General features: G+C 66.8%; 17 protein-coding genes. 6 read left to right on the forward strand and 11 right to left on the reverse strand.

What is annotated here, in order from left to right; all coding sequences use genetic code 11:
* Positions 1–262 precede the first annotated feature (262 nt).
* Complete coding sequence (locus AAF604_23430) at positions 263–604, reverse strand: hypothetical protein (GenBank protein MEM7052635.1); 342 nt, start codon at positions 602–604, stop codon at positions 263–265.
* A gap of 578 nt (positions 605–1,182) precedes the next feature.
* Complete coding sequence (locus AAF604_23435) at positions 1,183–3,069, reverse strand: sigma 54-interacting transcriptional regulator (GenBank protein ID MEM7052636.1); 1,887 nt, start codon at positions 3,067–3,069, stop codon at positions 1,183–1,185.
* A gap of 81 nt (positions 3,070–3,150) precedes the next feature.
* On the opposite strand from AAF604_23435, the gene AAF604_23440 reads away from it, so the two are divergent.
* Complete coding sequence (locus tag AAF604_23440) at positions 3,151–3,747, forward strand: hypothetical protein (GenBank protein MEM7052637.1); 597 nt, start codon at positions 3,151–3,153, stop codon at positions 3,745–3,747.
* Positions 3,748–3,759: 12 nt separating this feature from the next.
* Here the strand turns inward: AAF604_23440 and AAF604_23445 are convergent, their stop codons facing one another.
* From AAF604_23445 to AAF604_23460, 4 genes are all read right to left on the reverse strand, one after another.
* A complete protein-coding gene (locus tag AAF604_23445; GenBank protein MEM7052638.1) occupies positions 3,760–6,033 on the reverse strand; it encodes a protein kinase in 2,274 nt (757 codons plus the stop codon).
* 208 nt (positions 6,034–6,241) lie between these two features.
* Positions 6,242–7,747 (reverse strand): amidohydrolase family protein, encoded by a 1,506-nt coding sequence (locus AAF604_23450; GenBank protein ID MEM7052639.1) that lies wholly within the window; start codon positions 7,745–7,747, stop codon positions 6,242–6,244.
* A gap of 181 nt (positions 7,748–7,928) precedes the next feature.
* Positions 7,929–8,858 (reverse strand): M23 family metallopeptidase, encoded by a 930-nt coding sequence (locus AAF604_23455; GenBank protein ID MEM7052640.1) that lies wholly within the window; start codon positions 8,856–8,858, stop codon positions 7,929–7,931.
* A 132-nt stretch (positions 8,859–8,990) separates the two neighbouring features.
* A complete protein-coding gene (locus tag AAF604_23460; protein MEM7052641.1) occupies positions 8,991–9,392 on the reverse strand; it encodes a DoxX family protein in 402 nt (133 codons plus the stop codon).
* 205 nt (positions 9,393–9,597) lie between these two features.
* On the opposite strand from AAF604_23460, the gene AAF604_23465 reads away from it, so the two are divergent.
* The 4 genes from AAF604_23465 (at position 9,598) to AAF604_23480 (ending at position 13,370) form a co-directional block, all read left to right on the forward strand.
* Positions 9,598–10,179, forward strand: coding sequence for an ECF-type sigma factor (locus AAF604_23465; GenBank protein MEM7052642.1), 582 nt, complete (start codon positions 9,598–9,600; stop codon positions 10,177–10,179).
* Positions 10,172–12,697: a serine/threonine-protein kinase gene (locus AAF604_23470; GenBank protein ID MEM7052643.1), complete on the forward strand. Its 2,526-nt coding sequence runs from the start codon at positions 10,172–10,174 to the stop codon at positions 12,695–12,697. The genes AAF604_23465 and AAF604_23470 overlap by 8 nt, the downstream gene beginning before the upstream one ends.
* A 107-nt stretch (positions 12,698–12,804) precedes the next feature.
* Positions 12,805–13,101 carry a hypothetical protein gene (locus tag AAF604_23475; GenBank protein MEM7052644.1) on the forward strand — a complete coding sequence of 99 codons (297 nt, stop codon included), beginning with the start codon at positions 12,805–12,807 and terminating at the stop codon, positions 13,099–13,101.
* Positions 13,098–13,370, forward strand: coding sequence for a hypothetical protein (locus AAF604_23480; GenBank protein ID MEM7052645.1), 273 nt, complete (start codon positions 13,098–13,100; stop codon positions 13,368–13,370). Before AAF604_23475 ends, AAF604_23480 begins: the two co-directional genes overlap by 4 nt.
* Before the next feature lie 91 nt (positions 13,371–13,461).
* Here AAF604_23480 and AAF604_23485 read toward each other — a convergent pair whose 3' ends face one another.
* From AAF604_23485 to AAF604_23505, 5 genes are all read right to left on the reverse strand, one after another.
* Positions 13,462–14,538 (reverse strand): hypothetical protein, encoded by a 1,077-nt coding sequence (locus AAF604_23485; GenBank protein MEM7052646.1) that lies wholly within the window; start codon positions 14,536–14,538, stop codon positions 13,462–13,464.
* Positions 14,538–15,575 (reverse strand): OmpA family protein, encoded by a 1,038-nt coding sequence (locus tag AAF604_23490; GenBank protein ID MEM7052647.1) that lies wholly within the window; start codon positions 15,573–15,575, stop codon positions 14,538–14,540. The genes AAF604_23485 and AAF604_23490 overlap by 1 nt, the downstream gene beginning before the upstream one ends.
* 211 nt (positions 15,576–15,786) lie before the next feature.
* Entirely contained in the window at positions 15,787–16,845 is a 1,059-nt protein-coding gene (locus AAF604_23495) for a YncE family protein (GenBank protein MEM7052648.1), read from the reverse strand.
* 11 nt (positions 16,846–16,856) lie between these two features.
* Positions 16,857–17,399, reverse strand: a complete 543-nt coding sequence (locus AAF604_23500) for a hypothetical protein (protein MEM7052649.1) — start codon at positions 17,397–17,399, stop codon at positions 16,857–16,859.
* The gene (locus AAF604_23505) at positions 17,396–20,773 is read right to left on the reverse strand and encodes a glycosyl hydrolase (protein MEM7052650.1); all 3,378 of its coding nucleotides are present in this window, start codon (positions 20,771–20,773) and stop codon (positions 17,396–17,398) included. The genes AAF604_23500 and AAF604_23505 overlap by 4 nt, the downstream gene beginning before the upstream one ends.
* 195 nt (positions 20,774–20,968) lie before the next feature.
* Between AAF604_23505 and pyrE the strand changes: the two genes are divergently transcribed.
* The gene (pyrE, locus tag AAF604_23510; GenBank protein MEM7052651.1) at positions 20,969–21,541 is read left to right on the forward strand and encodes an orotate phosphoribosyltransferase; all 573 of its coding nucleotides are present in this window, start codon (positions 20,969–20,971) and stop codon (positions 21,539–21,541) included.
* The last annotated feature ends 555 nt before the right edge of the window (positions 21,542–22,096 follow it).

Below are 22,096 nucleotides of genomic sequence, written 5' to 3' on the forward strand. Positions count from 1 at the left end.
ATCGAGTGGGAGTTCGAGGTCCTGTTCGCCGATGGCTTCGAGTCCGGCGACACGGTGGCGTGGACGAGCACGCAACAGGGGCGAAGTCCAGATCGCCCGACTTCGGATTCGGAGTAGCGGGCTCCTTCGCGAGTCGAAGCTGCGAGAGCTGTCACGAGGGGGAGCTGGATCCGAATGCTCCAGCTCCCCTCCCGAAATGAAAGCGGTATTGAGAGCCTCACCCTGATCTAGGGATCTTCCCTCGCCGCCGATTCGAAGGGATCTACCAGGAGACCAGAACGCCCTTGTACGTCTTGCAGCCGAGAACCGGCACGCAAAGCTCGATCTCGTAGGTAACTTCGCTGTCGTCCGCGTTCAGGCAGAGCTCGACCTCGGCTTTGAACCCGAGAGCTCCTCCTCCGATTTTGAGGCACGGATCGGAAGGATTGATCGTGCCGCCGCCGATCTTGATACCGGCGAGGTAGATCTGGAAGGTCACCTGGGGAACGGACAGGTCGACGCAGTACTCGATCTTTAGGGCCCCGATGGTGAACGAGTTGCAGAGCTGAGACAGGGTACTTTCGTGGATCTGGTCATCTTCGATGTGCCTGAGTCCGGTAGCCATTTTTGGATTCCTTTCAGGTTGATTTCGGGTCGTCGTTTCTACGACGACCCTGGTTTCCGGTAGGCGACCCCTTGGGACGCCTTTTCGGCGCCCTCCGGAATCGTCGTCCGGCCTGGGACTGCGAGAGAATCAAAGCTGGCCAGCGGTGAACTCGAGGGAGGGTAGAGCAAGCCCTATGCCAGGAAAACCTTTCCGATGAAAGGGCTTTCAAACGCTCCAGGGACTCGCCCTGGTGGCTGAAGATCTCGGGCCGGATTCCGGCTTTCTCGAGGCTTCGGTCGCGTCGCGATGTTCAGCCGAGAAAGCCCAGGAACGGTGGGCTCGCTGCTGGCGAACGGAAGCCGGACGACCCTTCGGCGGCTGGTCGGCCGGGACAGCCTACGGCCGGCCCGAGGGCTCAGCCTTCGACGGTGTGGCGCCCGGAGCCCAGAACGATCGGAATCACCGGGGACTCTTGGAGGTGCCGCCACCCGTTCGCCCGGCAGTCTCCCTTCGGATACCTCTCGAGTCTCCGATCGGAGACACCTTGGGAGGGTCAGGAGTTTGTCCGTGCGGTCGCCGCCGACCGGGCGGACCCATCAGGATCCGAGCCCGAGATTTCTGATCAGTCGTTGTAGGTAGGTCCGATTGAGGTCGAGGAGCTCGGCGGCTTTCCGGTGGTTGCCTTCGGCTCGTCGGATCGCCTGTTGCAGAATCCGGCGCTTCGCCTCGACGACGGCCGCATGGTAGGAGCTGGCTGCCGGGCCACTCTCGGGTGCGCTCTCCACGACCGCTTCGGGAAGGTCTTGGAGCTGGACGAGCTCACCATCGGCCAGGACGGCCGCTCGTTCCATGGCGTTGCGGAGCTCGCGGACGTTGCCCGGCCAGGAATAGGCGAGCATCGCGTCCCGGGCGGCCGGGGCCAGTCCCCTCGGAGTGCGGTGCAGGCGTTCGGCCGAGCGGGCCAGGAAGTGACGGGCCAGGAGAGTGATGTCGTTGCCGCGGTCGTGGAGCGGAGGCAGGTCGAGGGAGAAGACGTTGAGCCGGTGGTAGAGGTCCTCCCGGAAGATGCCTTGCCGGATGGCCTGGCCGAGATCGCGGTTGGTCGCGGCCACCACCCGGACATCCACCGGCAAGATCCTGGTTCCGCCGACCCTTTGGATCTCTCCCTCCTCCAGAGCTCTCAGCAGGCGAGCCTGCAGTGACACCGAAATTTCGCCCACTTCGTCCAGGAAGAGGGTGCCGCCGTGGGCCATCTCGAAATGACCGGCTTTGCGGCCGACGGCACCGGTGAAGGCCCCTCGCTCGTGGCCGAAGAGCTCGCTCTCGAGGAGGGTTTCCGAGAGGGTGGCGCAGTTGATGGCGACAAAGGGTTTCTCGGCGCGCGGACTGTTGCGGTGCAAGGCCTTGGCGATGAGCTCTTTGCCAGTACCGCTCTCGCCCTTGACGAGAACCGTCAGGTCGCTCGGGGCGACGCGTTCGACCAGTCTCAAGACTTCTTCGAGGGCCGGGCTTTCCCCGACGATGTCGTGGTCCAGTTGATCGGCTCGCAGGCGCCGGTTCTCTGCCCGCAGTCGTTCCGTTTGGCGGCTCTGGTGGAGCGCCAAGGCGGCGATACTGCCCGCGGCGGTCAAGAGCTCGAGGTGGTCTTCGCAGAAGGTTTCGGCTTGCTGCGAGGTGTCCGCATAGAGGATGCCCAGGCATGCCCCCTGAGCGAGCAAGGGCACGCAGAGCACCGCCCGGATCTGGCTGCCATCGAGGCTTTCGAAGTCTCTGAGAGCTTCGTCCGCGGGCACGTTGTCGGACCAGATGGCGGTGCCGTTGGCGACGACCTGCCGGCAGAGGGTCAGGCTGGGCGGGTGAGCGCGAGAGCCTTCTCGGGACTGCTCGGCGAGTGGTTTCAGCTCACCCTCAGCGATCACCAGAACGGTGGCTTGCTCGGCCGGCACGGTGTCGAGACAAAGCCGTGCCAGGCGCCGGGCGATGGCTCGACCGCTGTGCTCGGTTTGGAGATCGATGCCGAAGGTCAGCAGGGCCGACAGATTGTGGGCTACTGGATCATGTCGTGCGAAGTCCGTTTGGGGGAGCAGGTAGGTGGCCCGGTGAGGCTCGATCTCGAGGACCTTCTCGACGGTTTGCTCACCACTTTCGGTGGCTGGCTCGGGAAGGCTCGGAGGCTCACCGCGAGCCTCGGCTCGGTGAACCAGAAATAGAAAAAGGGAGTCTCCGATCTTGAGGTAGTCGCCGTGTTCCAAACGCCGGCGCTGGATGGGGATCCCATTGACGAAGGTGCCTCGCAAGCTGTCCAGATCCTCGACTCGGACGCCGTCCGCATCGCAGTGCAGGCGGCAGTGATGTCGAGAGACCGAGCCGTGAAGGATCTGAAGCTGATTCGATGACAGGCGGCCGATCGTAAAAAGGTCTTCATCGAGCTCGAAGACCTGCGCGCTGAGGGGGCCGGTGATGGCGGCGAGCCTTGGTCTCATGGCGGCGGTCCGATGGTTGGCATGGAATTCGCTCGATCTCCTGGTCGTCGATATCCAGTTTCAACCCTTGGGAGGTTCGTGATGGCGGAATACAGTCTCGACGTCGGTTTCAATTTGGGCTCATTGGGAAATTCCAGCAATAGCCAGCAGGAGGCCCTCTTGATCCAGGGGTTCACCCGCATCGGCGTCCACGGGAATCCGGTGGTCGCGGCGCGACGCCTGAAGGGTGGCGATACGTTGAAGGTCACCCTCTACGATCTCACTTGCAGTGGGGAGAGTGGAGGAACGATGGCAGTCATCAATGGCTTGAGCTTGCGAATCACTTTCTCTCCGGCCGGCTTGCATCAGCCGGTCAGCCCCGTAGGATCCGATGGCGACTTCGACGAGTTCCTGATCTATGGCGCTCCATTCGAACAGAAAAGCACGGTCTTCGATGAGAAGACTCCGGTCTGGTTCGCCAGTCTCGGAGGCAACGTTCCTTTCTACGGCAACCAGCTCCAAGAAGAAACTCTGAACTACGGGGACATCGTCTTCACCTTGGAGAACGCGGGATCTTTCTACTACACGATCGAGCTTGCCGTATATCGAGACGGGATCGCCAAGCCCAAGAAGTTTCGGGTCGACCCCGAGATGATCATCACCACCGGCGGCGATCCTGATCCTCCGGAGATCAAGTGACAGGCTCGATCCTCAGCTCGCAGGGCGATGGGAAGTGAAGCGCAGCGCGAGGTGGTGGAACCGGAGGTCTTCGCGAAGATCGATCAGATCCGGCTCCCGTTGCGCCTCGTCGAAAGAGTAGCCGCCTTCGAGAGCCATCTCGAGGGCTTCGAGGGCGGCTTCTCGCTGACCGCAGAGCTCCCATGAGAGGGCGATCCGGTAGGCCGTGCTGGCGAGCCGCTCACCCAAGGGCTGGAGCGCTGCAACCTGCTGTCGCGCTGCCGGGCACTCGCCGCGGCGGGCGCGGTAGAGGGCGAGGCGACTCGTCAGCACCAAGTTCTCGGGCTGCTCGACGAGCTCTTCCTCGATCAGCTGAATGGCCCGCAGGAAGGCATTCCTCGCCTCCGGTTCCTGCCCCGGAATCCGTCGGTGGACATCGCCGAGGTTGGCCCAAATGAAGTAGTTGTTGGCATTCAGGTCCAGGGCACTGCGGTAGGCGGTGGCGGCCTCTTCGAGCCGGCCCTGGAAGAAGTACAGGGTGCCCAGGTTGGAGTAGGCAGGGCCGGAGGGGCGGACCTCGATGGACCGTTGGAGGGCCGTCGCGGCCTCCGGCAGACGGCCTTGAAAGTGATAGATACCCCCGAGGCTGAGAAGGAGGAAGTGGTGGTCCGGAGTGATGTCGAGGGCGGCCTCGAAGGCCTCTTCGGCGCCTTGGTAGTCCCCCGCTCGCGAAAGCAGGATGCCCAGCTCGCCTCGGTACTCGGCGTTTGCGGGAGCCATTCGGATCGCTTCGCGATAGAGAGCCATGGCCTCGTCGGAGCGACTTTCGGATGTGGCGAGGTCGGCCAAGCCTCGTTGGGCTCCCGCATTCGCGGGGTCGAGGCGCAGCACCGATTCGAGCAATTGGCGGGCATCCTCGTTCTCGCCTGCGGCGAGCTGGGCGTAGGCGAGGGTGATCTGTCCGTGGGATAGCTGGGGCGCGAGACGGACGGCGACGCGAGCACTTTCGAGCGCCTTGTCGAGCCATGCGCTGTCTTTGCGGTCGCGGTGTTTTCGCCAATAGGCCCGTCCCAGGCCACTGTAGGCCGGGGCGAATTCAGGGTCGGCAGCGACCGCCTCGCTGAAGTTGGCAATGGCTCGGTCGATGTACCCCTTGCGGTCGTAGCGTTCGAGGAGGGCGTTGCCCGATTGGTAGAGCTCGAAGGGTGTCCGGGGGAGGTTCGCGGCGGTGTCTTCGCTCCGCTCCCCCGGGGAGTCGAGCATCAGCCGGGTGGCGATCGCCACCAGCAGGCCTGCCGCGAGGGCGATGGCGAAGACCGCCCATGGTCTCCGCCATCGGCTGGTCATCGGACGGCGGGCCGAGTCGGCCTCCCTGGTCGGCGCTTTCGATCGTCCTGGCACCTCCTCCGGGCTCGTTGGCGCATCGCTGGCCGGCTCTTCGGGAGATTCCCAGGGAGGTGAGTACAGGCCGGGGAGGTCCGGTCGTGCGGCGAGGGCGTCGAGGGTGCCGGCCACTTGGTGAGCGTCCTCGGGCCGGTTCCGGGGAGAGCTTTCGAGGAGCGCCTCGACGAGATCGCAGAGGTCCCCGGGCAGCTCGGGACGGATGGCGCGCAGGGGGACCGGCTGGTTCCACGGCGTTTGGCGAACGGCCGGGGGCAAGTCTCTGACTTTCCGGGCCAGGCCGCCGGTCAGCATCTCGTGAAGCAGGACTCCGAGCGAGTAGAGGTCGGAGCGGTGGTCGACGGCGGCGCCACGGGCCTGCTCCGGAGACATCGCCTGTAGCGTTCCGACGGCGATACCCTCCCGGGTCAGTCGCGACTCCGGCTCGTCGAGGTCGAGCTGCTTGACGAGGCCGAAGTCGAGAATCTTGGCGTGGCCGTCGTGGGTCACCATGACGTTGTCGCCCTTGAGATCGCGGTGGATCAACCCATGATCGTGGGCGTAGGCCAGGCCTTCACTGATCTCCGCTCCCAGGCGCAGGGCATGTGAGAGCGACAACCCTTCGTGCCTCAATAGCTCCCCCAGGGTCCGGCCGTCGACATGCTCCATGACGATCGAATCGCCGCTGGGAGCTTCGAGGATGTCGTAGACCCGGACGATCGCGGAGTGGCTGAGACGGGCCGCGGACCTCGCTTCGCGACGGAACCTCCGCGTCCTCTCGGGGGACGAGGTGAGGTCGGCCCGCAGCCGCTTGATCGCCACCGAGCGTTCCAATCGATGGTCCCAGGCGAGGAAGACCTCACCCATGCCCCCGGTCCCCAGGGGGCGGCGGAGCTCGTAGGGTCCGATGCGATCCGGAAGCGCCATCTCGATGGGCTCAGGGGCCCCGCACGCGGGGCTCGGTGGGGCGGAAGCTCGTGGCCGCGAGGCCGAGCCTTCGACGCACCGAAAATGAATGTTAGAACTGGAGAAATTCTAGCACTGCGCAATCGAGGGTGAGCTACGGGCCTCCGGCGGCGGAGCCGGAGGCATGATGCTCCGGTCCGTCGGCAGGTCGCGGTGGATCTTCTGCGCCCTAGTCCGGGGCCGCCCGCAGCTGGTCTCTCGGAAGCGGTCTTCCGTGCAGAAGGATGGTCTTCAAGGAGTCATAGGCGGCCGCAGTCTCGAGTGGGTTCTCGGTGAGGAGCAGGAGATTCGCGACCTTGCCCGCCTCGATGCTGCCGTAGCGGTCGTCGATTCCGAAGGCTTCGGCGTTGGCAAGGGTGGCGGCGACCAGGAGCTGGCGCGGCGTCACGCCGGCGCGCTGCAAACCCTGCATTTCGACAAAGCCGTTGAAACCCGGTGGGTTGGCATAGGTCGGCCCCGATGTGGTGTCGCTGCCGAAGAGCAGGCGGCCACCGCCTTCGGCGAGGTACCGCACCACTCGGTCGGCTTGGTCGATGCGGTTGCCTAACAGGTAGGAAATGGTCTCGTTCGGCAGGCCGTCGAAGTCGCGCCGCAGCTGCTCCCGGAACCAGCCGGCCTCGGGGCGGTGGTACCAGGCGAGCAGCTCGGCCGGAAGCACGGCGGCGAGGCGAGGATCGTCGAGGTAACCGTCGTCGAACAGATCGCGCAGCCCTTGGAGTACCTGGCCCGTCGGCATGATGCCGGTGCCGGCGGCGAGGTGGCGGTCGAGCACCTGGCGGATCTCGGCCGGTAGCTCGCCGCCGGGGGCGGTCAGGCCGTCCCAGTTCCAAAGGCCATGGACCACCACGTCGGCCCCGCTGTCGGCAGCGAAGCGGTGGGACTCGTAGGAATTGGCGTGAATGGTGACGGGGAGGCCGCGCTGGCGGCCGGCCTCGACCACCTTCTGGATCATCCCGAGGGGCGGTGTCGGCCAGATCTTGGCCGCGCCGAAACCGTCCTCGTGGTGAACCTTGATGCAGATTCCCCCGCCTTCGGCGACCCTCCCGACGGCCGCCGCGGGGGTGTGGTCGGCGGCCTCGAGGCCTTCCGGAATCGCCCCCTCGTCGCGCTCGTCCCAGAGGAAGTTGGGGTAGAGGGCGAAGCCCACCGTCGGCGGCAGGAAGCTCATCGGATAGCCGTTGGCGAGAGCCAGGGCGCCGCCGCAATCGAACAGATCCGGTGCCAGCGGCGCCCGCCGGAAGCGCTCGAGGGCCGCCCGATCGACGACGTTGAGGTCGATCAGGGTGGTGAAACCGAAGTAGAGATAGCTGCGCGGAAGTTGGGTTTCGTAGGCGGCGGTCAAGGGGGCGAGCTCCGGCGGTGGATTGAAAGGAAAGCCCGGAACTCCGGCGAGGTGGACGTGAGAGTCGATCAGCCCGGGAATCAGGAACTTCCCCTCGGCGTCGAGGGTCGCGGTCGCCGCCGGCGCCTCGCCGGTGCCGACGGCATCGATGTGGCCATCGCGAATCGTCACCCAGGCCTCGGCCAGCGGCTGCTCCCTTTCGGGTGAGATGAGGGTGGCACCGTGGATCACCAGATCGGCCTGCGGCGCGACCTTCGGGCCGCTGTTCGCGCAGCCGCTGGCCAAACCGAGAATCAGCAAGGCGCCGAGGGCGCCGGAAATTGTCTTGTTCATGGTCCGACCCTACGGCAGAGGGCCGGCTGGCGTTTCAGGGGTGAAGGAAAAGCGCTGCCCTGGATCGGTGAGAGGGTCCGGTCGGTCCGCACTGTCACGGAGTAGCACGCCGCTTCGGAAGCGGCCGGCGAGGAGGGCGCTTTTTCTTAGGCCTCCCTCGCCGATGGAGGACAGGATCCCCCTAGAAGAAAATGTTGTAGACGTAGTCGACGTCGCGGGCGTTGGTCAGGGTGACGGTGAAGGTGTCGGCGTTCTGCCAGTCGCCATCGAGCTCGATGCGGAGCTCGTAGTGGCTGGAATTGTGGTTGAAGTAGCGCGGCAGATAGGTGGTGCCCTCGAAGGGATTCTCGTCCTCGAAGTCCGGGGCGGTCATGTTGATGCCGATCTTCTCGTTGAAGTCGAGGATGATCGGGTCGGTGCCGTGAACCCGTGACCAGCCGTTGTGGTCGATGCGGAAGCGCACGATGTCCAAGGACTCCGGCTCCTGCTCGACCACCAGGCGAAGGATGTCCGTCGACGGGGTGGTGAGCTGGACCGTGGGGACCTGGCTGGTGAAGGGCAGGATCTCGAGCGGACTGCGCGCCTCGGCGCGCCGAATCCAGCGATCACTCGAGCCCTGGTAGTAGTCGAAATGGAGATGGACGGTGTTGATCCCCTGGCCGCTGTCGCCGACCTCGCCGACCTTCTGACCGGTGGTGACCCGGGTGCCTTCCGAGAGGTTGCTCTCGACGCTGTCGAGGTGGAGGTAGGCGATCTTGTGGTCGGTGAGGATCTGACCGTCGGGACGGGTGATGGGATCGAGGGCGATGACCACGAAATCGCCCCAGCGGCGCAGCTCGTTGGCGTTCTGGCGGAGCCTCACGACGGTACCGTTCCAGACCGTGTGAACGTTCGTGCCGCGGGGCTCCCGGATGTCGATGCCGCGGTGGAAATCGGCATCGTCGGGGTCCGTGCAGGCACCGCAGAGCACCCGGAAGCCGAACGGTTTGTCGACCTCGTCGGCGGTGGCGCTGGCGCTGATCGGCCAGACCGTGGCGCTGGGATTGACCTGGGCCGAGGCGGCAGCGGTCAGGAAGAAGAGGGTGGAAAGTAGAAACAGACTGCGCTTCATGTTGAATATCTCCTCGACGGGAGTCGTCGTAGTAGTCGATGGAAGCCCTCCGCGCTGGAAGGCCTCGCCCTACATCGACGAGAAGCGCGCCCGAATCACGACACGAGCGGTTGATTTTTCTTGGGCGCCTTTCTAGCCCCGCTGAAAAAAAGGCAGCTCGCTCCGTCGCAGGAAGAGAATCACCAGCGAACCCACCAGGACGACCAGGGCGAGGATGAAGAGCAGCCCGCCGTCGCCCTGCACCTCGATGCCGAGCTTGGTCAGGTGGGCGCCGATGGCGCCGACGATCACGCCGGCGCTGAGCAGAGCTCCCCAGACCGCGCGCCGGGGAATCAGCAGCAGGATGCCGGCGATCAGCTCGACGACGCCACTGCCCAGGCGGCCCCAGGGCTCGGCACCGAGGGTCTCGAAGATGTAGACCGATTCGGCGGCGCCGGTGAATTTGAAGAACAGAGTTTGGAACAGGATGACGGCCACTACGAGCTGGCAGATCCAGCTCACGATCTTGGTGCCACCGGTCAATGCTCGAGCCACGGCATCCCTCCTCCCCGGCGTCCGGGGCAGTGAAAATCTGCCAACCTGCGATTGCGAAGGCGCCGTCATTCTATGCCAGCTCGTCCGGTATCAGGAGCGGTCCGCACGGTGGATGGGGAGAGGCCTCGAGCCCTTCGGGAACGAGCGATCCTGGCTGCAGGAGTCGCGCCAGGGCTGTGGCGCAGCCTGCTAGAGTGAGATTTACATGAATCTCTCCGATGAGCATGAGATCACCCGCTTGTTGATGGCCTGGAGCGGTGGCGACGGCAGCGTGCTCGAACGCCTGATGGAGCTGGTCCACGACCGCCTCCATCGCCTCGCCGGCAGCTTCATGAACCGCGAGCGCGACGAGCACACGCTGCAGACGACGGCGCTGGTCAACGAGGCCTTCTTGCGGCTGGTGCGCCAGGATCAGGTGCAGTGGCGGGACCAGGTGCATTTCTTCGCGGTGGCCGGTTGGGTGATGCGTCGGGTGTTGGTGGATCACGCCCGGCGCCATGCCAAGGTCAAGCGGGGCGGCAATGCCCAGAAAATCCCCATCGAGCAGCTCGAGCACCTGTCCGTCGAGCGATCGGCGGACCTGTTGGCCCTCGACGAGGCCTTGCGCACCCTCGAAGCCCAGGACGAGAGTCTCGCCCGCCTGGTCGAGCTCAAGTACTTCGGTGGTCTCACCAAGGAGGAGATCGCCGAGGTGATGGACCTCTCGTCGGCGACGGTGACGCGCCGGTGGCGAACCGCCCGAGCCTGGCTCTACGTTTATCTGGCCGAGGAGCCCGGCGATGACTGACCGGCGGCAGTGGCGGCGCATCAACGAGATTTTCCTGCAAGCCCTGGATCTCGATCCGGAAGAGCGAGGGTCCCTTCTCGACGCTCTCGAGGAGGAGTCGCCGGGGCTGGCCCGGGCGGTGCGTCGCCTGTTGGGGGCGGACCGGGCGGCGGGCGAGTTTCTCGCCGAGCCGGTGCTGCGCCGGGAGCGGGAAGAGGCGAGCGACGGGCCGGCAGGCGTTACCGAGACCTTGCCCGTCGAGCGGGTGGGTGCTTATCGCCTCCTCCACGCCATCGGCCGCGGTGGCATGAGCACGGTTTACGCCGCCCGCCGCGAGGGCGACTTCGAGCGGCGGGTGGCGGTCAAGCTGATTCGGCGCGACATGGAGGGCGAGGAGTCGCGGCGGCGCTTCACCGCCGAGCGCAAGATCTTGGCTCATCTCGATCATCCCTTCGTCGCCCGGCTGTTCGACGGCGGAACCACCGACCACGGATTGCCCTACTTCGTGATGGAGCTGATCAGCGGGCAGCCGGTGGATGTCTACTGCGACCAGCAGCGATTGGGCCTGCAGCAGCGCCTGACGCTGTTCCGCAAGATCCTGGCGGCGGTGCAGTACGCCCATCAAAACCTGATCGTCCATCGGGACCTCAAGCCCTCGAACATCCTGGTCACCGCCGACGGCACGCCCAAGCTGCTCGACTTCGGTATCGCCAAGATACTCAATGCCGGCCTGGCCGGTGACGACGGTGAGGAGGCGACGGCGACCTGGATGCGGGTCCTGACCCCGAGCTATGCCAGCCCCGAGCAGATGCGCGGCCAGCCGGTGACCACCGCCAGCGACATCTACTCCTTGGGGGTGCTGCTCTACAAGCTGCTCACGGGCGAGCTCCCGCACCGCCTCGAGGGCCGATCGGCGGCCGATGCCGAGGCCCAGATCACCAGCGCGCCGCCGGCCTCGCCAAGCGCCCGGATGGGGGATCGTGGGGCGCTCCTGGCGGGAGATCTCGACGCGATCGTGCTCAAGGCCCTCGAGGTGGCACCGCAGGATCGCTACTCCTCGGCGGAGGCATTCTCCAACGATCTCCGGCGCCACCTCGAAGGCTTTCCGGTGGCGGCGCGGGTGGCGGGGCCTTCCTACCGCCTGGGCAAATTCCTGCGCCGCCGGCGCCGGGCGGTGATCGCCGCCGCGGTGGCCGCCGGGCTGGCCTTGGCGCTGGTCTCGATGCTGCTGCTGCAGAATCGTCGCATCGCGCGCGAGCGCGACCTGGTGCGGCAACAGCAGGGGGCGACGGAGCGCGTGCTCGCCTTCACCGAACGGCTGTTCTCTCTCGCCGATCCCGGCGTGGCGCGGGGGGAGCCTTGGACGGTGGCCGATGCCCTCGGGCACAGCGACCGCCTGATCCGCGAAGAGCTGGCGACGGAGCCCCGCCTGCGGGCGCGGCTCCATGGCACCATCGGCCGGGTCTTGCTGGCCCAGGGAGAGGGCGAGGCGGCGGTCGAGCACCTCGATGAGTCGTTGAGTCTGTGGCGGCAGGAAGCGGTCGACGAGAGCTCTCAGCAGGAGGTCGCCCGGGCCTTGGGAGAGGTTGCCGCCGCCTGGGTGGAGGTGGGCGACTATGCCCGCGCTCGCGACCTGGCGCAGCAGGCGATCGACCTCTATCGCGGCCCCCTCGGGATGGCTGATCCTGCCGCCGTCGCCGCCCACAACGTGCTGGTCTACAGCCTGTGCGCCGAAGGCGACTTCGAGCTCGGCGAGACGGCGGCGGAGGAGGCCCTGCGGTTGGCTCGCGACCTGCGGCCGGCGGACGAGGCCGAGCTCGCCCGAGCGCTCCACAACCGGGCCCACGTCTACAACCGTCGCGGCGATGCGGCCGCGGCCGAAACTCACTATCGCGAGGCCCTCGAGATCCGGCGTCGGGTCTACGGCGAGCCCCATCCCCTGATCGCTTCGACCCTCGGCAACCTGGCTTCGACGGTGATCGACCTCGGCAAGCTCGACGAAGCCGAGCCGCTGCTCGAGCTCACCCTGGCCCAGAAGCGCCGCCTGTTGGGCTCCGATCATCCGGACCTCGCTCCGACCCTCAACAACCTGGCGGCCTTCCATCGTGATCGCGGTGATTGGGCTCGTGCCGAGGCCGCGCTGCGCCAGGCGATCGAACTGTTCCCGTCGGGGCACGTTCAGCACCTGCGGTTGCGGGCCGAGCTCGGCTCGCTGCTGGCCCAGGATGGTCGAGCCGGCCAAGCCGAGGCGCTGCTGCGCCGCGAGCTCGCCGCCTGGCGTCCGCAGCTTCCGCCGGGCAACACCCTGATCGCCTGGGCCGAGAGTGCCCTCGGGGAGGTGCTGACGGTCCAGGAGCGCTTTGACGAGGCCGAGCCTCTGCTCGAGCGCAGCCTGCCGCTGATCCGCGAGCGGCGTGGTCCGATGGACAGCTACACCCAGCGGGCCTTGACGCGGCTCCACCGCCTCTATCGGGCCCAGGATCGCGAGGCCGAGGCGAACGAGCTGGCGCTGCAGATCACCGCCATGAGCGATGGCTGATCCGATCCATCGCCTGACGGCGCGTATCGTCGCAACGGTAGCCTCTGTCGCCGACTGCTGAGACGACAGGGCCAGGTCTCTGAACCCCGACCGATAGGAGAAAGACGATGATCGCTGTGAAGAAATCCGGAGCGCTCCTGGCGGGCCTCGCCGTCGTCCTGGCAGGGCTCGCCGTGCCGACCACTCTCGGCTGGATCGAGGAGCCCCAAGGCGTCTGGGAGCCGACCGAGAACTATCTCGATTGCAACATCCTGAGCAACGCCTCCGAATGTGCCGAGTGGATCGTCCAGGGCTTCGTGCTCAAGGCCTGCTGCATTCCTCCCGGGGCCGTCGGCACCAGCGACGAGGGCGCCTGCAAGAGCACCCAGGCGGCCCGTGGCCCGGGTGGGGGGACCGAGCTGTGAAGCGGCTGGGCCCAGTTCTGCTGTTGGCTTTTTCTCTCGCCTTTGCAGCGCCCGTTGGCGCCTTCGACATGGGGATGACTTGGCAGGCGACCGCCGACTACATGAACTGCAACCAGAACAGCAGCGCCACCGAGTGCGCCGAGTGGAAGACCGCCGATGGGGTGGTGATGATGACCTGCTGCATCGCACCGTCGGACCTCGGATCGTCCCAGGCCAATGCCTGCGTCGAGTCGGGGAGGGCCCGCGGACGGGCCGACGACGAGCTCTGAAGGCCTCGCCATTGGCGCCCATCGCGGCGCCGTTTCGGAGCGGTCGCTCCTTGGCCTGCCGAAGGTCCTCGGCAGGCCAAGGGGTCTCGAATCAGATTTCCTCGTCGTACTTCTTGCGGTGCTCGAGCTTGGCTCCGGCGATCCAGTCGTCGCGCTTGATGCGGTCCGGGAAGTCCTCGAGCTTGGCGGCGGCCCAGGCGATGTCGGCGTCGTCCCAGGCGGCGATCTGCCGGAAGCTCTGGATTCCCAGGCCATTGAGCAGGCGCTCGAGTACCGGCCCGATACCGTAGATCTTCTTCAGGTCGTCCTTCTCCGCCGGCACGGCTCGGCCGGCGCTCGACTTCAACAGCTGGACTTCCTTGCGCAGCGTCTCGAGCTCTTCGCCCCCGGCGCTGTCGCGGCGGCATTCGTCGAGGGCGACCTCGAGCTCGGCGATGCGGCTGGCGCTGTCGCCGCGGGAGCGCTCGAGCTTGGCTTCGAGCTCGGCAATGCGCTGGTCCCGGCCGGCGAGCTCCTCGGCGCTCGCGGCGCGGGCCGACTCGTAGCGTGACTTCCATTGCTCTTCGAGGGCGGCGAAGCGGCTGTCCTGCTCCCCGTGGCCGGCATCGAGCTTCTGCTGCAACGCCGCCAGGCTGGCGGTCAGAGTCGCCACCCGGTCGCTCTGCTCGGAGCCTTCGGCGCGGGCCTTGTCGGCATCGGCGGTGCGGTCGGCGAGGTCCCTCTCGGCGCCCTCGAGGCGCCCCTGGAGGGTCTTGATCTCGTCGTCGGCACGGCTCAGCCGCTCGCCACGGCCGCTGAGCTCAGCCTCGAGGGAGGCGAGCTGATGGGCTCCGGCGGTGACCTGCTCGTCCCGTTCGGCGAGCTGGGCCTCGAGGCCCTCGATGTCGCGGCGGCCGTGCGCCATGGCGTCTTCGGCCTGCTGTTCGAGGGCCTTGCGCTCTTTGACCCAGCGCTCCCGTTCGTGTTCGAGATCGGCCTCGAGGGTGTCGGCGCGGGCCTTGAGCTTGCGTCCATCGGCGCGACAGCGATTCACCCTGTCCTGCCACTCGCGCTCCATCTGATCGAGACGTCGTCCGAAGAACAGGCTTTTCAGCAGCCAGCCGGCGAGCAGGCCGAGGAGGAAGGCGATCAACAAGCACAACAGCATCTGAGTGATCAGGTATCCCATCAGTCTTCCCTCACTTGGAATTCGATTCGACGGTTGCGCCGCCGTCCCTCGGCGGTGGCGTTGTCGGCGATCGGCCGGGTCTGACCATAACCGACGGCGGTCATGCGGTCGGCGGTGATGCCGCGGTCCGTCAGGTAGACGCGAGTGGCGGCGGCGCGGTCGCGACTGAGCTGCAGGTTGAAGGCCGGATCGCCCTGCGAGTCGGTGTGACCGGCGATCTCGACCTCCAGCGCCGGCAGTTTCGCCAGCGCTTCGGCGATGCCGTCGAGGGTGGCCCGGCCGACGGCGGTGAGCCGGGCGCTGCCGCTCTCGAACTCGACGTTTTGCAGTTGGACGGTCTGATCGAGGCTGCGCTGCAGGTCGGCGGCGCTGGTCGGCGGGATGATCTCGAGCTCGTCGACGAGCTCGATCCCGGCCGGCAGGCTGGCTGCGGCGACTGCCGTCAGGCGCTGCCGGGCGCCCTGGTCGAAGACTCGGCCTCGGAGGCGCAGAATGCCCTCCTCGAAGCGCCACTGGACGCCCTCGAAGGGAGGCGAGTCATAGCTCGCGAGCCAGGCCCGGAAGGAATCCCAAGCCGGAGCTCCGGGCCTCAGCTCGAGCTCGTCCCGGATGCGCTCCGCCCCGAAGGCTTCGCCAGCGGCCGAAACCAGGCCGCGGCGGCTCTCCTCATCGCCGACCTGGCCGCCGAGGCGAATGGTGTCCGAGTCATCGCTGCCAAGCTCGAGGTAGGCGGCTCCGGCGGCAGCCGGGATCGCCGGACCCGGCGTGACGGCGAGCAGGTTGGTGACGGTGCGCAGTCCGTGGATCTCACCGACGGTCTGCTCGGCGATGCTGCTGGCGCGCGGAGAATCGACCTGGCCGTCGAGGGTCAGGTCCCGGCCGTCGACGGTGGCCGTGAGGTCGGGAAATCCTGCCTCCGCCAGCCGCTGCTGAGCGGCCGCCGCCAGCGAGCTCTCGATTCGGGGCGCGTGGTGACGCAGGCACCACCAGCAGAGCAGAGCCAACAGAAATGCAGGCACGAAAAGCCTTCGCAGCATAGTGCTTGCCCTCCGGGGACGTTAGGGCGCAAGGATATAACGCCGAACTCTAAAATAATGAGGCAAGGCATGCGCTGCCCTGCAAGGCTCGGAGGGAGCAAGATCGGTACCGCCATCCCAGTCCCCGAGAATCCAGGCGTTTCCTAGCCCGAAGGCAGTCCTTCGAGGAGGAATTTTCTCCCTCCGAGGGAGAATTTCCTGCCGCCGTCCCTCAGCGCTTGCTGGCGACTTCGAGGGGCGAGTAGCCCATGCCGTCGGGTTCTTTGCCGGCCGTCAACAGGCCCTTGCGCTGGCGCTGCTCGAGGTCGATCACCGAGATGGCGTCGGAGTTCGAGTGGGCGACGTAGGCGGTCTTCCCGGAGGGGTGAATGACGATGCCGATGGGGACCGAGCTGTCACCGAAGCGGTCCCGGAACAGGCGTCCCTCGACGTCCTTTCGGTCGAGGGGCAGGGCGATTCGCTCGATCCGGTAGGGCGGCGAGGTCGCAATCCAGGCGAGATCCCCAGCGCGCGCGTTGGCGACCAGGGCGTGGCCGCCATCGGGGGTGATCTGGATGCGGATCGGGAAGCCCGAGACCGCCAGTTGCTGGACCGTTTCGAGGCTCGTGGCGTCGACGACGCTGACCGTGTCGGCGCCGCGGTTGGTCACCCAGACGCGCTTGCCGTCCGGGGTCACCGCGACCCCTTCGGCACCTTCGCCGGTGGCGACATGGCGTAGGCGCTTGCCGTCCGCGAGGTCGAAGACCGTCAAGGTGCCGGAACCGATGCTGGTGACGTAGGCGCGCTCGCTTGCCGGGTCGGCGGCGAGCATGTGGGAGATCTCCTGGTCGGTGGCGAGCTCGCGCAGGATCTTGCCGTCCTCGACGTCGAGCTCGACGACCTTTTGAGCGCCTTCGACGGTGATCACGGCGTGACGGTCATCGAGCCAGACGATGCCGTGCGGACGTGGATAGCCGAGGTCGAGGGTCTTGAGCACCCGGGCCCGTGGAATATCGATCAGGGTCAGGGTGCGCCCGGGCGCACCGCGCCGGCCGTAGTTCGAGATCAGGGCCTGGCGACCGTTCGGCGACACGGCGACCTCGTGCGGGCCTTCGCCGGTCGGGAGTGTCGCCACCACCTGCTGCGAGGTCAGGTCCAGCAGCGAGACGGTGGCCTCCGACTTGTTGGCCACCACCAGGGTTTCGCCAGCGGCGGCGCCGGTGGCCAGGACACCGCCGACCAGGAGCGCGAGGAGCTGGCGGCGAAATCGGCAGACAGGGCTGAGCATCATCAGGTCCTCCTTCAGCGGCGCCGGGCGATGGCCTTGAGGGCGGTGGCGAGGAGCGCCACCAGGGTGCCGGGAAGCACCACCGCACTGACGCCGAGCTTGATGCGGGTGGCCAGGGAGGCGAGATTGGCGAGGCTTTCGGGCAAGGTCGGAAAGGAGCCGGCCAGACTCAGCAGGGCGAGGTTCTCGACCACTTCCGCGGCGCCGACGACGGCGGGAAGGAGGGCGAGCCACTGGGCCGGGTTGCCGGGCGAGAACAGGCGCTGGAAGCAGAACCGCAGGCAGAGGCTGAAGAACACCGCGGTGAGCACGGCGTTGATCAGATCGAGGCCCTGAAAGCCGCGGTAGGTCTCGCGACCGTCCTCGCCGAGGGCTTCCAGGCTGGCCTCGAGCTCGGGCAAGCTGTAGCCGGCGGCTTCTTCGGGCAGGCCGGCGTCACCGGCGGCTGCTCTCAGCTCGGCATAGGGGCCGAGCTGGAAGAGCAGGACCGCGGTGCCGAGCCAGAGAACCAGGATCAGAATCAAGCTCTTGGCGCTGATCTGGCGCAGGTCGATCACGGTCCCTCCGGCACCGCGGGCCAGTCCGGCCGACGGCTGGGAGTCCACGGCGCATCGGCGCCCTCGGCCGCAGTCTCGAGGGCGGTGAGGTCGTCATCGATCAGCCTTTCGAGGTCCGCCAGCAGGGCCGAGAATTGACGGCTGGCGATGGCGAAGGAGTCCTTCTGGGTCTGGGTGGGAGCGCTGGTGGTGCCCCATCGGCCGCGCAAGATGCGCCCCAGACGGGTTCCGACGGAAGGTCTCTGGGGCATTTCGCGGCGGCCCATGGTGGGGTCCCCCTCGAGGCCGATGCGCAGATCCGCCAGGCGATTTTGCAGCTCGTGAACCCGTTGATCGAGGGACGGATCGATGCCCACCGTCGAGCGCAAGGCCACCGCCAGGTGGTCGAGCCGAGAGGCGGTCTCGTCGGCCAGCTCGAGGGTCCCCTGGAGGGTCCGCTGGAGATCGGCGGTACGGCGATGGAAGTCATGGGCGGCGGTGCGTTCGGAAGCTGACAGGGGCGAGTCCTCGAGGTCGATGACGCGGAACTCCTGGGCTGAGGTCAGGGCCGTCTCCTGACCATCGATCCAGCTCGTCAGCTCCACCGTGTAGGTCCCTGGAAGCACCATCGGACCGCGTGGCTCGGTGGCGAACAGGGAGGTCGGCCGGGGGTCGAGCTGGGCCGGATCGCTCGCCGGATAGCGCAGGTTCCAGGCCACCCGATGGAAGCCGCTGCCGGCCGGACCGCTCAAGCGGCGAACCACCGCACCGTCGCCGTCGCGCACCGTGAGAATCACCTCCGGATCCTTCTCGCGATCCTCCGCGCGCAGCTCGTCGACGCTCGGATAAGGCACCTTGGCGGGGCTTTCCTCGGCGGCTTTCTTCTTGCCATTGCCCTTGCCCTTGTCGGAAGACTCTGGCTCGCCTTCGCGGGCCTCCTGCTCGGCCTTGCGGCGCTTCTCCCGGCGGGTTTCGAGGCCGTCCTTGAGGTAGTAGGTGAAGACCGCCCCGAAGGGCGGGTTGTCGGCCAGGTAGAAAGAGTCGCCCTGGAAGCTGCGCCCGCGCAGGCCGAGGGGCATGGCTTCGATATAGGCGCGGGCCGGACGGCCGGCGAAGAGCTGGGCCGCGGCCTCCGGATCGACGGTGCGCAGCGCGGCGTAGTCGTCGAGAATGTAGATGCCGCGGCCGAAGGTGCCGACCACCAGATCCGTTTCGCGCTCCTGGATCGCCAGGCTGCGTACCGAAATGGTCGGCATTCCGCCCTGCAGGCGGATCCAGTGCTCGCCGCCGTCGCGGGTGAAGTAGACGCCGACCTCGGTACCGGCGAACAGCAGGTCGGGGTCCACCGGATCCTCGGCGAAGGCCCAGGTCGGGCCGCGCTTCGGCAGGTCGCCGTTGATCATTCGCCAACTGCGGCCGCGGTCGTCGCTGCGCAGGAGATAGGGCGCGAAGTCGCCGGCCTTGTGGTTGTTGAACACCGCGTAGACGCGGTCAGCTTGATGCTGCGAGGCCTCCAGATGGGCGACATAGTTGCCTTCGGGAATGCCCGGAATGTCGTCGATCGCTCGCCACTCGGCGTCGTCGCCCTCGCGGGCGTGGAGCAGCCCGTCGTCGCTGCCGGTGTAGAGCAGGCCTTCGACCAGCGGCGATTCGGCGGCCGCCGTGAGGTTGCCGTAGGGCGAGGTCGAGCGGTTCTTGGCGACCGCGTCGACGCTCCACACCTGGTCCATCACCTCGAGTTGGTTGCGGTCGAGCTGGCGCGTTAGGTCGCCGGAAACGGCCTGCCAGGAGTCACCGCGGTCGTCGCTCCGAAACAGCCGCTGAGAGCCGAAGTAGAGGCGGCTCGGGTCGTGCGGGCTGATCAGCAGCGGCGAGTCCCAGTTCCAGCGCGGCGGATCGTCCCCTTCCGCCGGCTGCGGCTGGATTTCCACCCGTTCGCCGGTGCGGCGGTCGAAGCGGTGCAGATTGCCGTACTGCCACTGAGAGTAGACGGTGTCGGCGTTGGTGGGATCGATGCGCGGCTGGAAGCCGTCGCCGCCGAGGGTGATGAACCAGTCCCGGTTGGCGATGCCGTGGGCGTAGCGGGTACGTGACGGGCCTCCGAGGGTGAAGTTGTCCTGGGTGCCGCCGTAGACGTTGTAGAAGGGCAGGTCCTGATCGACGGCGATCTTGTAGAACTGGGTGATCGGGAGGTTGGCCTTGAAGTGCCAGCTCTGGCCACCGTCGAAGCTCTCGTAGATGCCACCGTCGCCGCCGGCGAGGATGTAGTCGCCGTCGTCCGGATCGATCCAGAGGGCGTGCTCATCGACGTGCTTGGAGCTCTGGCCGGCGCCGCGGAAGGTCTTGCCGCCGTCGTCGGTGACCTGCAGGTAGGTGTCCATCGAGAACACCCGGTCGGGCAGCAGCGGATGGGCGACCAGCTCTTGGTAGTACTGCGGGCTGCCGCTGACATAGGAGCTGCGCTTTTCCCACGAGTTGCCCTGATCCGTCGAGCGGTAGAAGCCGCCTTCGTCACCGGCCGCTTCGATGATGGCGTAGAGGCGGTCGGGATCGGCCGGCGACAGGGCGAGGCCGATGCGGCCCATGTCCTCCGTCGGCAGTCCGCCGCTGAGCTTTTCCCAGGTCTCGCCGGCGTCCATCGAGCGATAGATGGCGGAGCCCGGGCCGCCGTTGATCAAGGCCCAGACGCGGCGGCCGCGCTGGTAGGCGGCGGCATAGAGAATGTCCGGATCTCGCGGGTCGTAGACCAGGTCTGAAACGCCGGTGTGCTCGTCGATCTCGAGGATGCGCTCCCAGCTCTCGCCGCCGTCGACGGTCTTGTAGAGGCCGCGGTCTCCGCCGGCGCGCCAAAGCGGGCCTTGGGCGGCGACATAGACGGTGTCGGAGTCGCGCGGATCGATGACGATCTTGCCGATGTGCTCCGATTCCTCGAGACCGATCTTCGTGAAGCTCTTGCCGCCGTCGATCGACTTGTAGAGGCCATCGCCGTAGCCGACGCTGCGCTGGCTGTTGTTCTCGCCGGTGCCGACCCACAGCACCAGCGGATTGCGCGGATCGAGGGCGAGACAGCCGATAGAGTAGGAGCCCTCGCCATCGAAAATCGCCTTCCAGGTGGTTCCCGAGTTGGTGGTCTCCCAGACGCCGCCGGAGGCGACGGCGACGAAGTAGTGCTTGCGGTTGTCGGCTTCGACGGCGAGGTCGATGATTCGGCCGGAGGTCAGGGCCGGGCCGATGGAGCGTAGGGCGAGGCCGCGAAAAGTCTTGGCGGACCAGAGCGTCTCTTCATCATTGACGGGTTCCGCTTCCTGGGCAGCCAGGGCGGTGACAGAAGAGAAGACGAAGGTGACCGCGAGGGCCAGGGAGAGGAGCAACGGGACGAGCTTCCTTGGCAGCATCGACATCCTTTCGGGATGAGCACCCGGTAGGGACCGGCCGCCACGGCCGAGTCCGGATCGAACCAGTCATCGAGATCTCCTATGGTAGCCAATTCCGCGCCGTCCTGGCGTCGATTCGCGGTCTCCCGGATGCCCGCCAGCTTCGGTAGAGTGAGGTGACGAACCGACGGATCTGATTCACCGGAGAACTGCGCCATGACCGACCCCTCCCCTCACCAGGCCCGCCAGCGACTGCAGGAGATCCTCGCCGAGCGCAGCTATCAACGGCGCCGGGTGATCCTCGCCAGCGGCCGGGAATCGGATTTCTACTTCGACAGCAAGCAAACGGTGCTGGGGGCCGAGGGCGCCTATCTCACCGGTCAGCTCTTCGTCGACGCCATCGCAGCCCTGCCGGAGGCCGCCGAAGTGCGCGCCATCGGCGGTCTCGAGCTCGGCTCGGTACCGATCTCGGCGGCGGTGTCGGTGGTCAGCCACCTGCGGCGCCAGCCCTGGGACCAGCTCGTCGTCCGCCGCCAGCCCAAAGCCCACGGCACCCGGGTCGCCGTCGAAGGCGCCTCGCGGGTGCCGGCGGGATCCGTCGTGGTGGTGGTCGAGGACGTCGTCACCACCGGCGGCTCCTCCCTCAAAGCCGCCCAGCGGCTGGTCGAAGAGGGCTACCGGGTCGACTCCATGGTCACCCTCATCGATCGCGAAGAAGGCGGCCGAGAAGCCATCGAAAGCGCCGGCTTCCGCCTACGCTCCCTGTTCGTCCGCGGCGACTTCGAATAGCTGTTTTTTTCAGGGGGGCTAAAGGCGTCCCCCTCAGCCGCACGCACATGTCGTGCGGCTTCACCCCCGACCTCGGCGCCTTCGGCGCCGCCTCGCGCTCATGCGCTCGGAGGCCGTCTGCTCACTTAGCAGACGGCCGCTTTCTGCCCTCGACGGTCTTGGTAGCTCAAGGCACCTCCATCCTCGGCGGCAAAGCCGCCGAGGCGGGGGTCGCTCGGCTGAGTGGTGCCTGGCCGGCCTCGAATCGCACAATATGTGCGTGGTGCCGGGCCGCGCAGGCTGAGAGGGTGCCCGAATTCTCGGCAGGTGGAAGAGAGCAGCCGTCTGCTAGCCAAGCAGACGGCTACCGAGCGCGAAGCAGCGAGGCGGCGGCAAAGCCGCCGAGGACGGGGGTGAGGCCGCGCGACATGTGCGTGCGGCCGAGGGGGGCGCCTTTATGGAGTTGCCCCGATTTTGTGGACAGAAACCGTGCCTATGAGAATAGGCCTGGAGGAGTTCACAAAATGGTTGAGAAGCGTCGTCGTTTCAGTGAGGAGTTCAAGCGCGAGGCGGTTC

This window comes from Acidobacteriota bacterium, from assembly GCA_039028635.1.
GTDB lineage: Bacteria > Acidobacteriota > Thermoanaerobaculia > Multivoradales > JBCCEF01 > JBCCEF01.

Bases quoted from the DNA above. Each gene is read 5' to 3' on its own strand.
- AAF604_23430 (MEM7052635.1), bottom strand. From the start codon at position 604: ATGGCTACCGGACTCAGGCACATCGAAGATGACCAGATCCACGAAAGT.
- AAF604_23435 (MEM7052636.1), bottom strand. From the start codon at position 3,069: ATGAGACCAAGGCTCGCCGCCATCACCGGCCCCCTCAGCGCGCAGGTC.
- AAF604_23440 (MEM7052637.1), top strand. From the start codon at position 3,151: ATGGCGGAATACAGTCTCGACGTCGGTTTCAATTTGGGCTCATTGGGA.
- AAF604_23445 (MEM7052638.1), bottom strand. From the start codon at position 6,033: ATGGCGCTTCCGGATCGCATCGGACCCTACGAGCTCCGCCGCCCCCTG.
- AAF604_23450 (MEM7052639.1), bottom strand. From the start codon at position 7,747: ATGAACAAGACAATTTCCGGCGCCCTCGGCGCCTTGCTGATTCTCGGT.
- AAF604_23455 (MEM7052640.1), bottom strand. From the start codon at position 8,858: ATGAAGCGCAGTCTGTTTCTACTTTCCACCCTCTTCTTCCTGACCGCT.
- AAF604_23465 (MEM7052642.1), top strand. From the start codon at position 9,598: ATGAATCTCTCCGATGAGCATGAGATCACCCGCTTGTTGATGGCCTGG.
- AAF604_23470 (MEM7052643.1), top strand. From the start codon at position 10,172: ATGACTGACCGGCGGCAGTGGCGGCGCATCAACGAGATTTTCCTGCAA.
- AAF604_23475 (MEM7052644.1), top strand. From the start codon at position 12,805: ATGATCGCTGTGAAGAAATCCGGAGCGCTCCTGGCGGGCCTCGCCGTC.
- AAF604_23485 (MEM7052646.1), bottom strand. From the start codon at position 14,538: ATGGGATACCTGATCACTCAGATGCTGTTGTGCTTGTTGATCGCCTTC.
- AAF604_23490 (MEM7052647.1), bottom strand. From the start codon at position 15,575: ATGCTGCGAAGGCTTTTCGTGCCTGCATTTCTGTTGGCTCTGCTCTGC.
- AAF604_23495 (MEM7052648.1), bottom strand. From the start codon at position 16,845: ATGATGCTCAGCCCTGTCTGCCGATTTCGCCGCCAGCTCCTCGCGCTC.
- AAF604_23505 (MEM7052650.1), bottom strand. From the start codon at position 20,773: ATGCTGCCAAGGAAGCTCGTCCCGTTGCTCCTCTCCCTGGCCCTCGCG.
- pyrE (MEM7052651.1), top strand. From the start codon at position 20,969: ATGACCGACCCCTCCCCTCACCAGGCCCGCCAGCGACTGCAGGAGATC.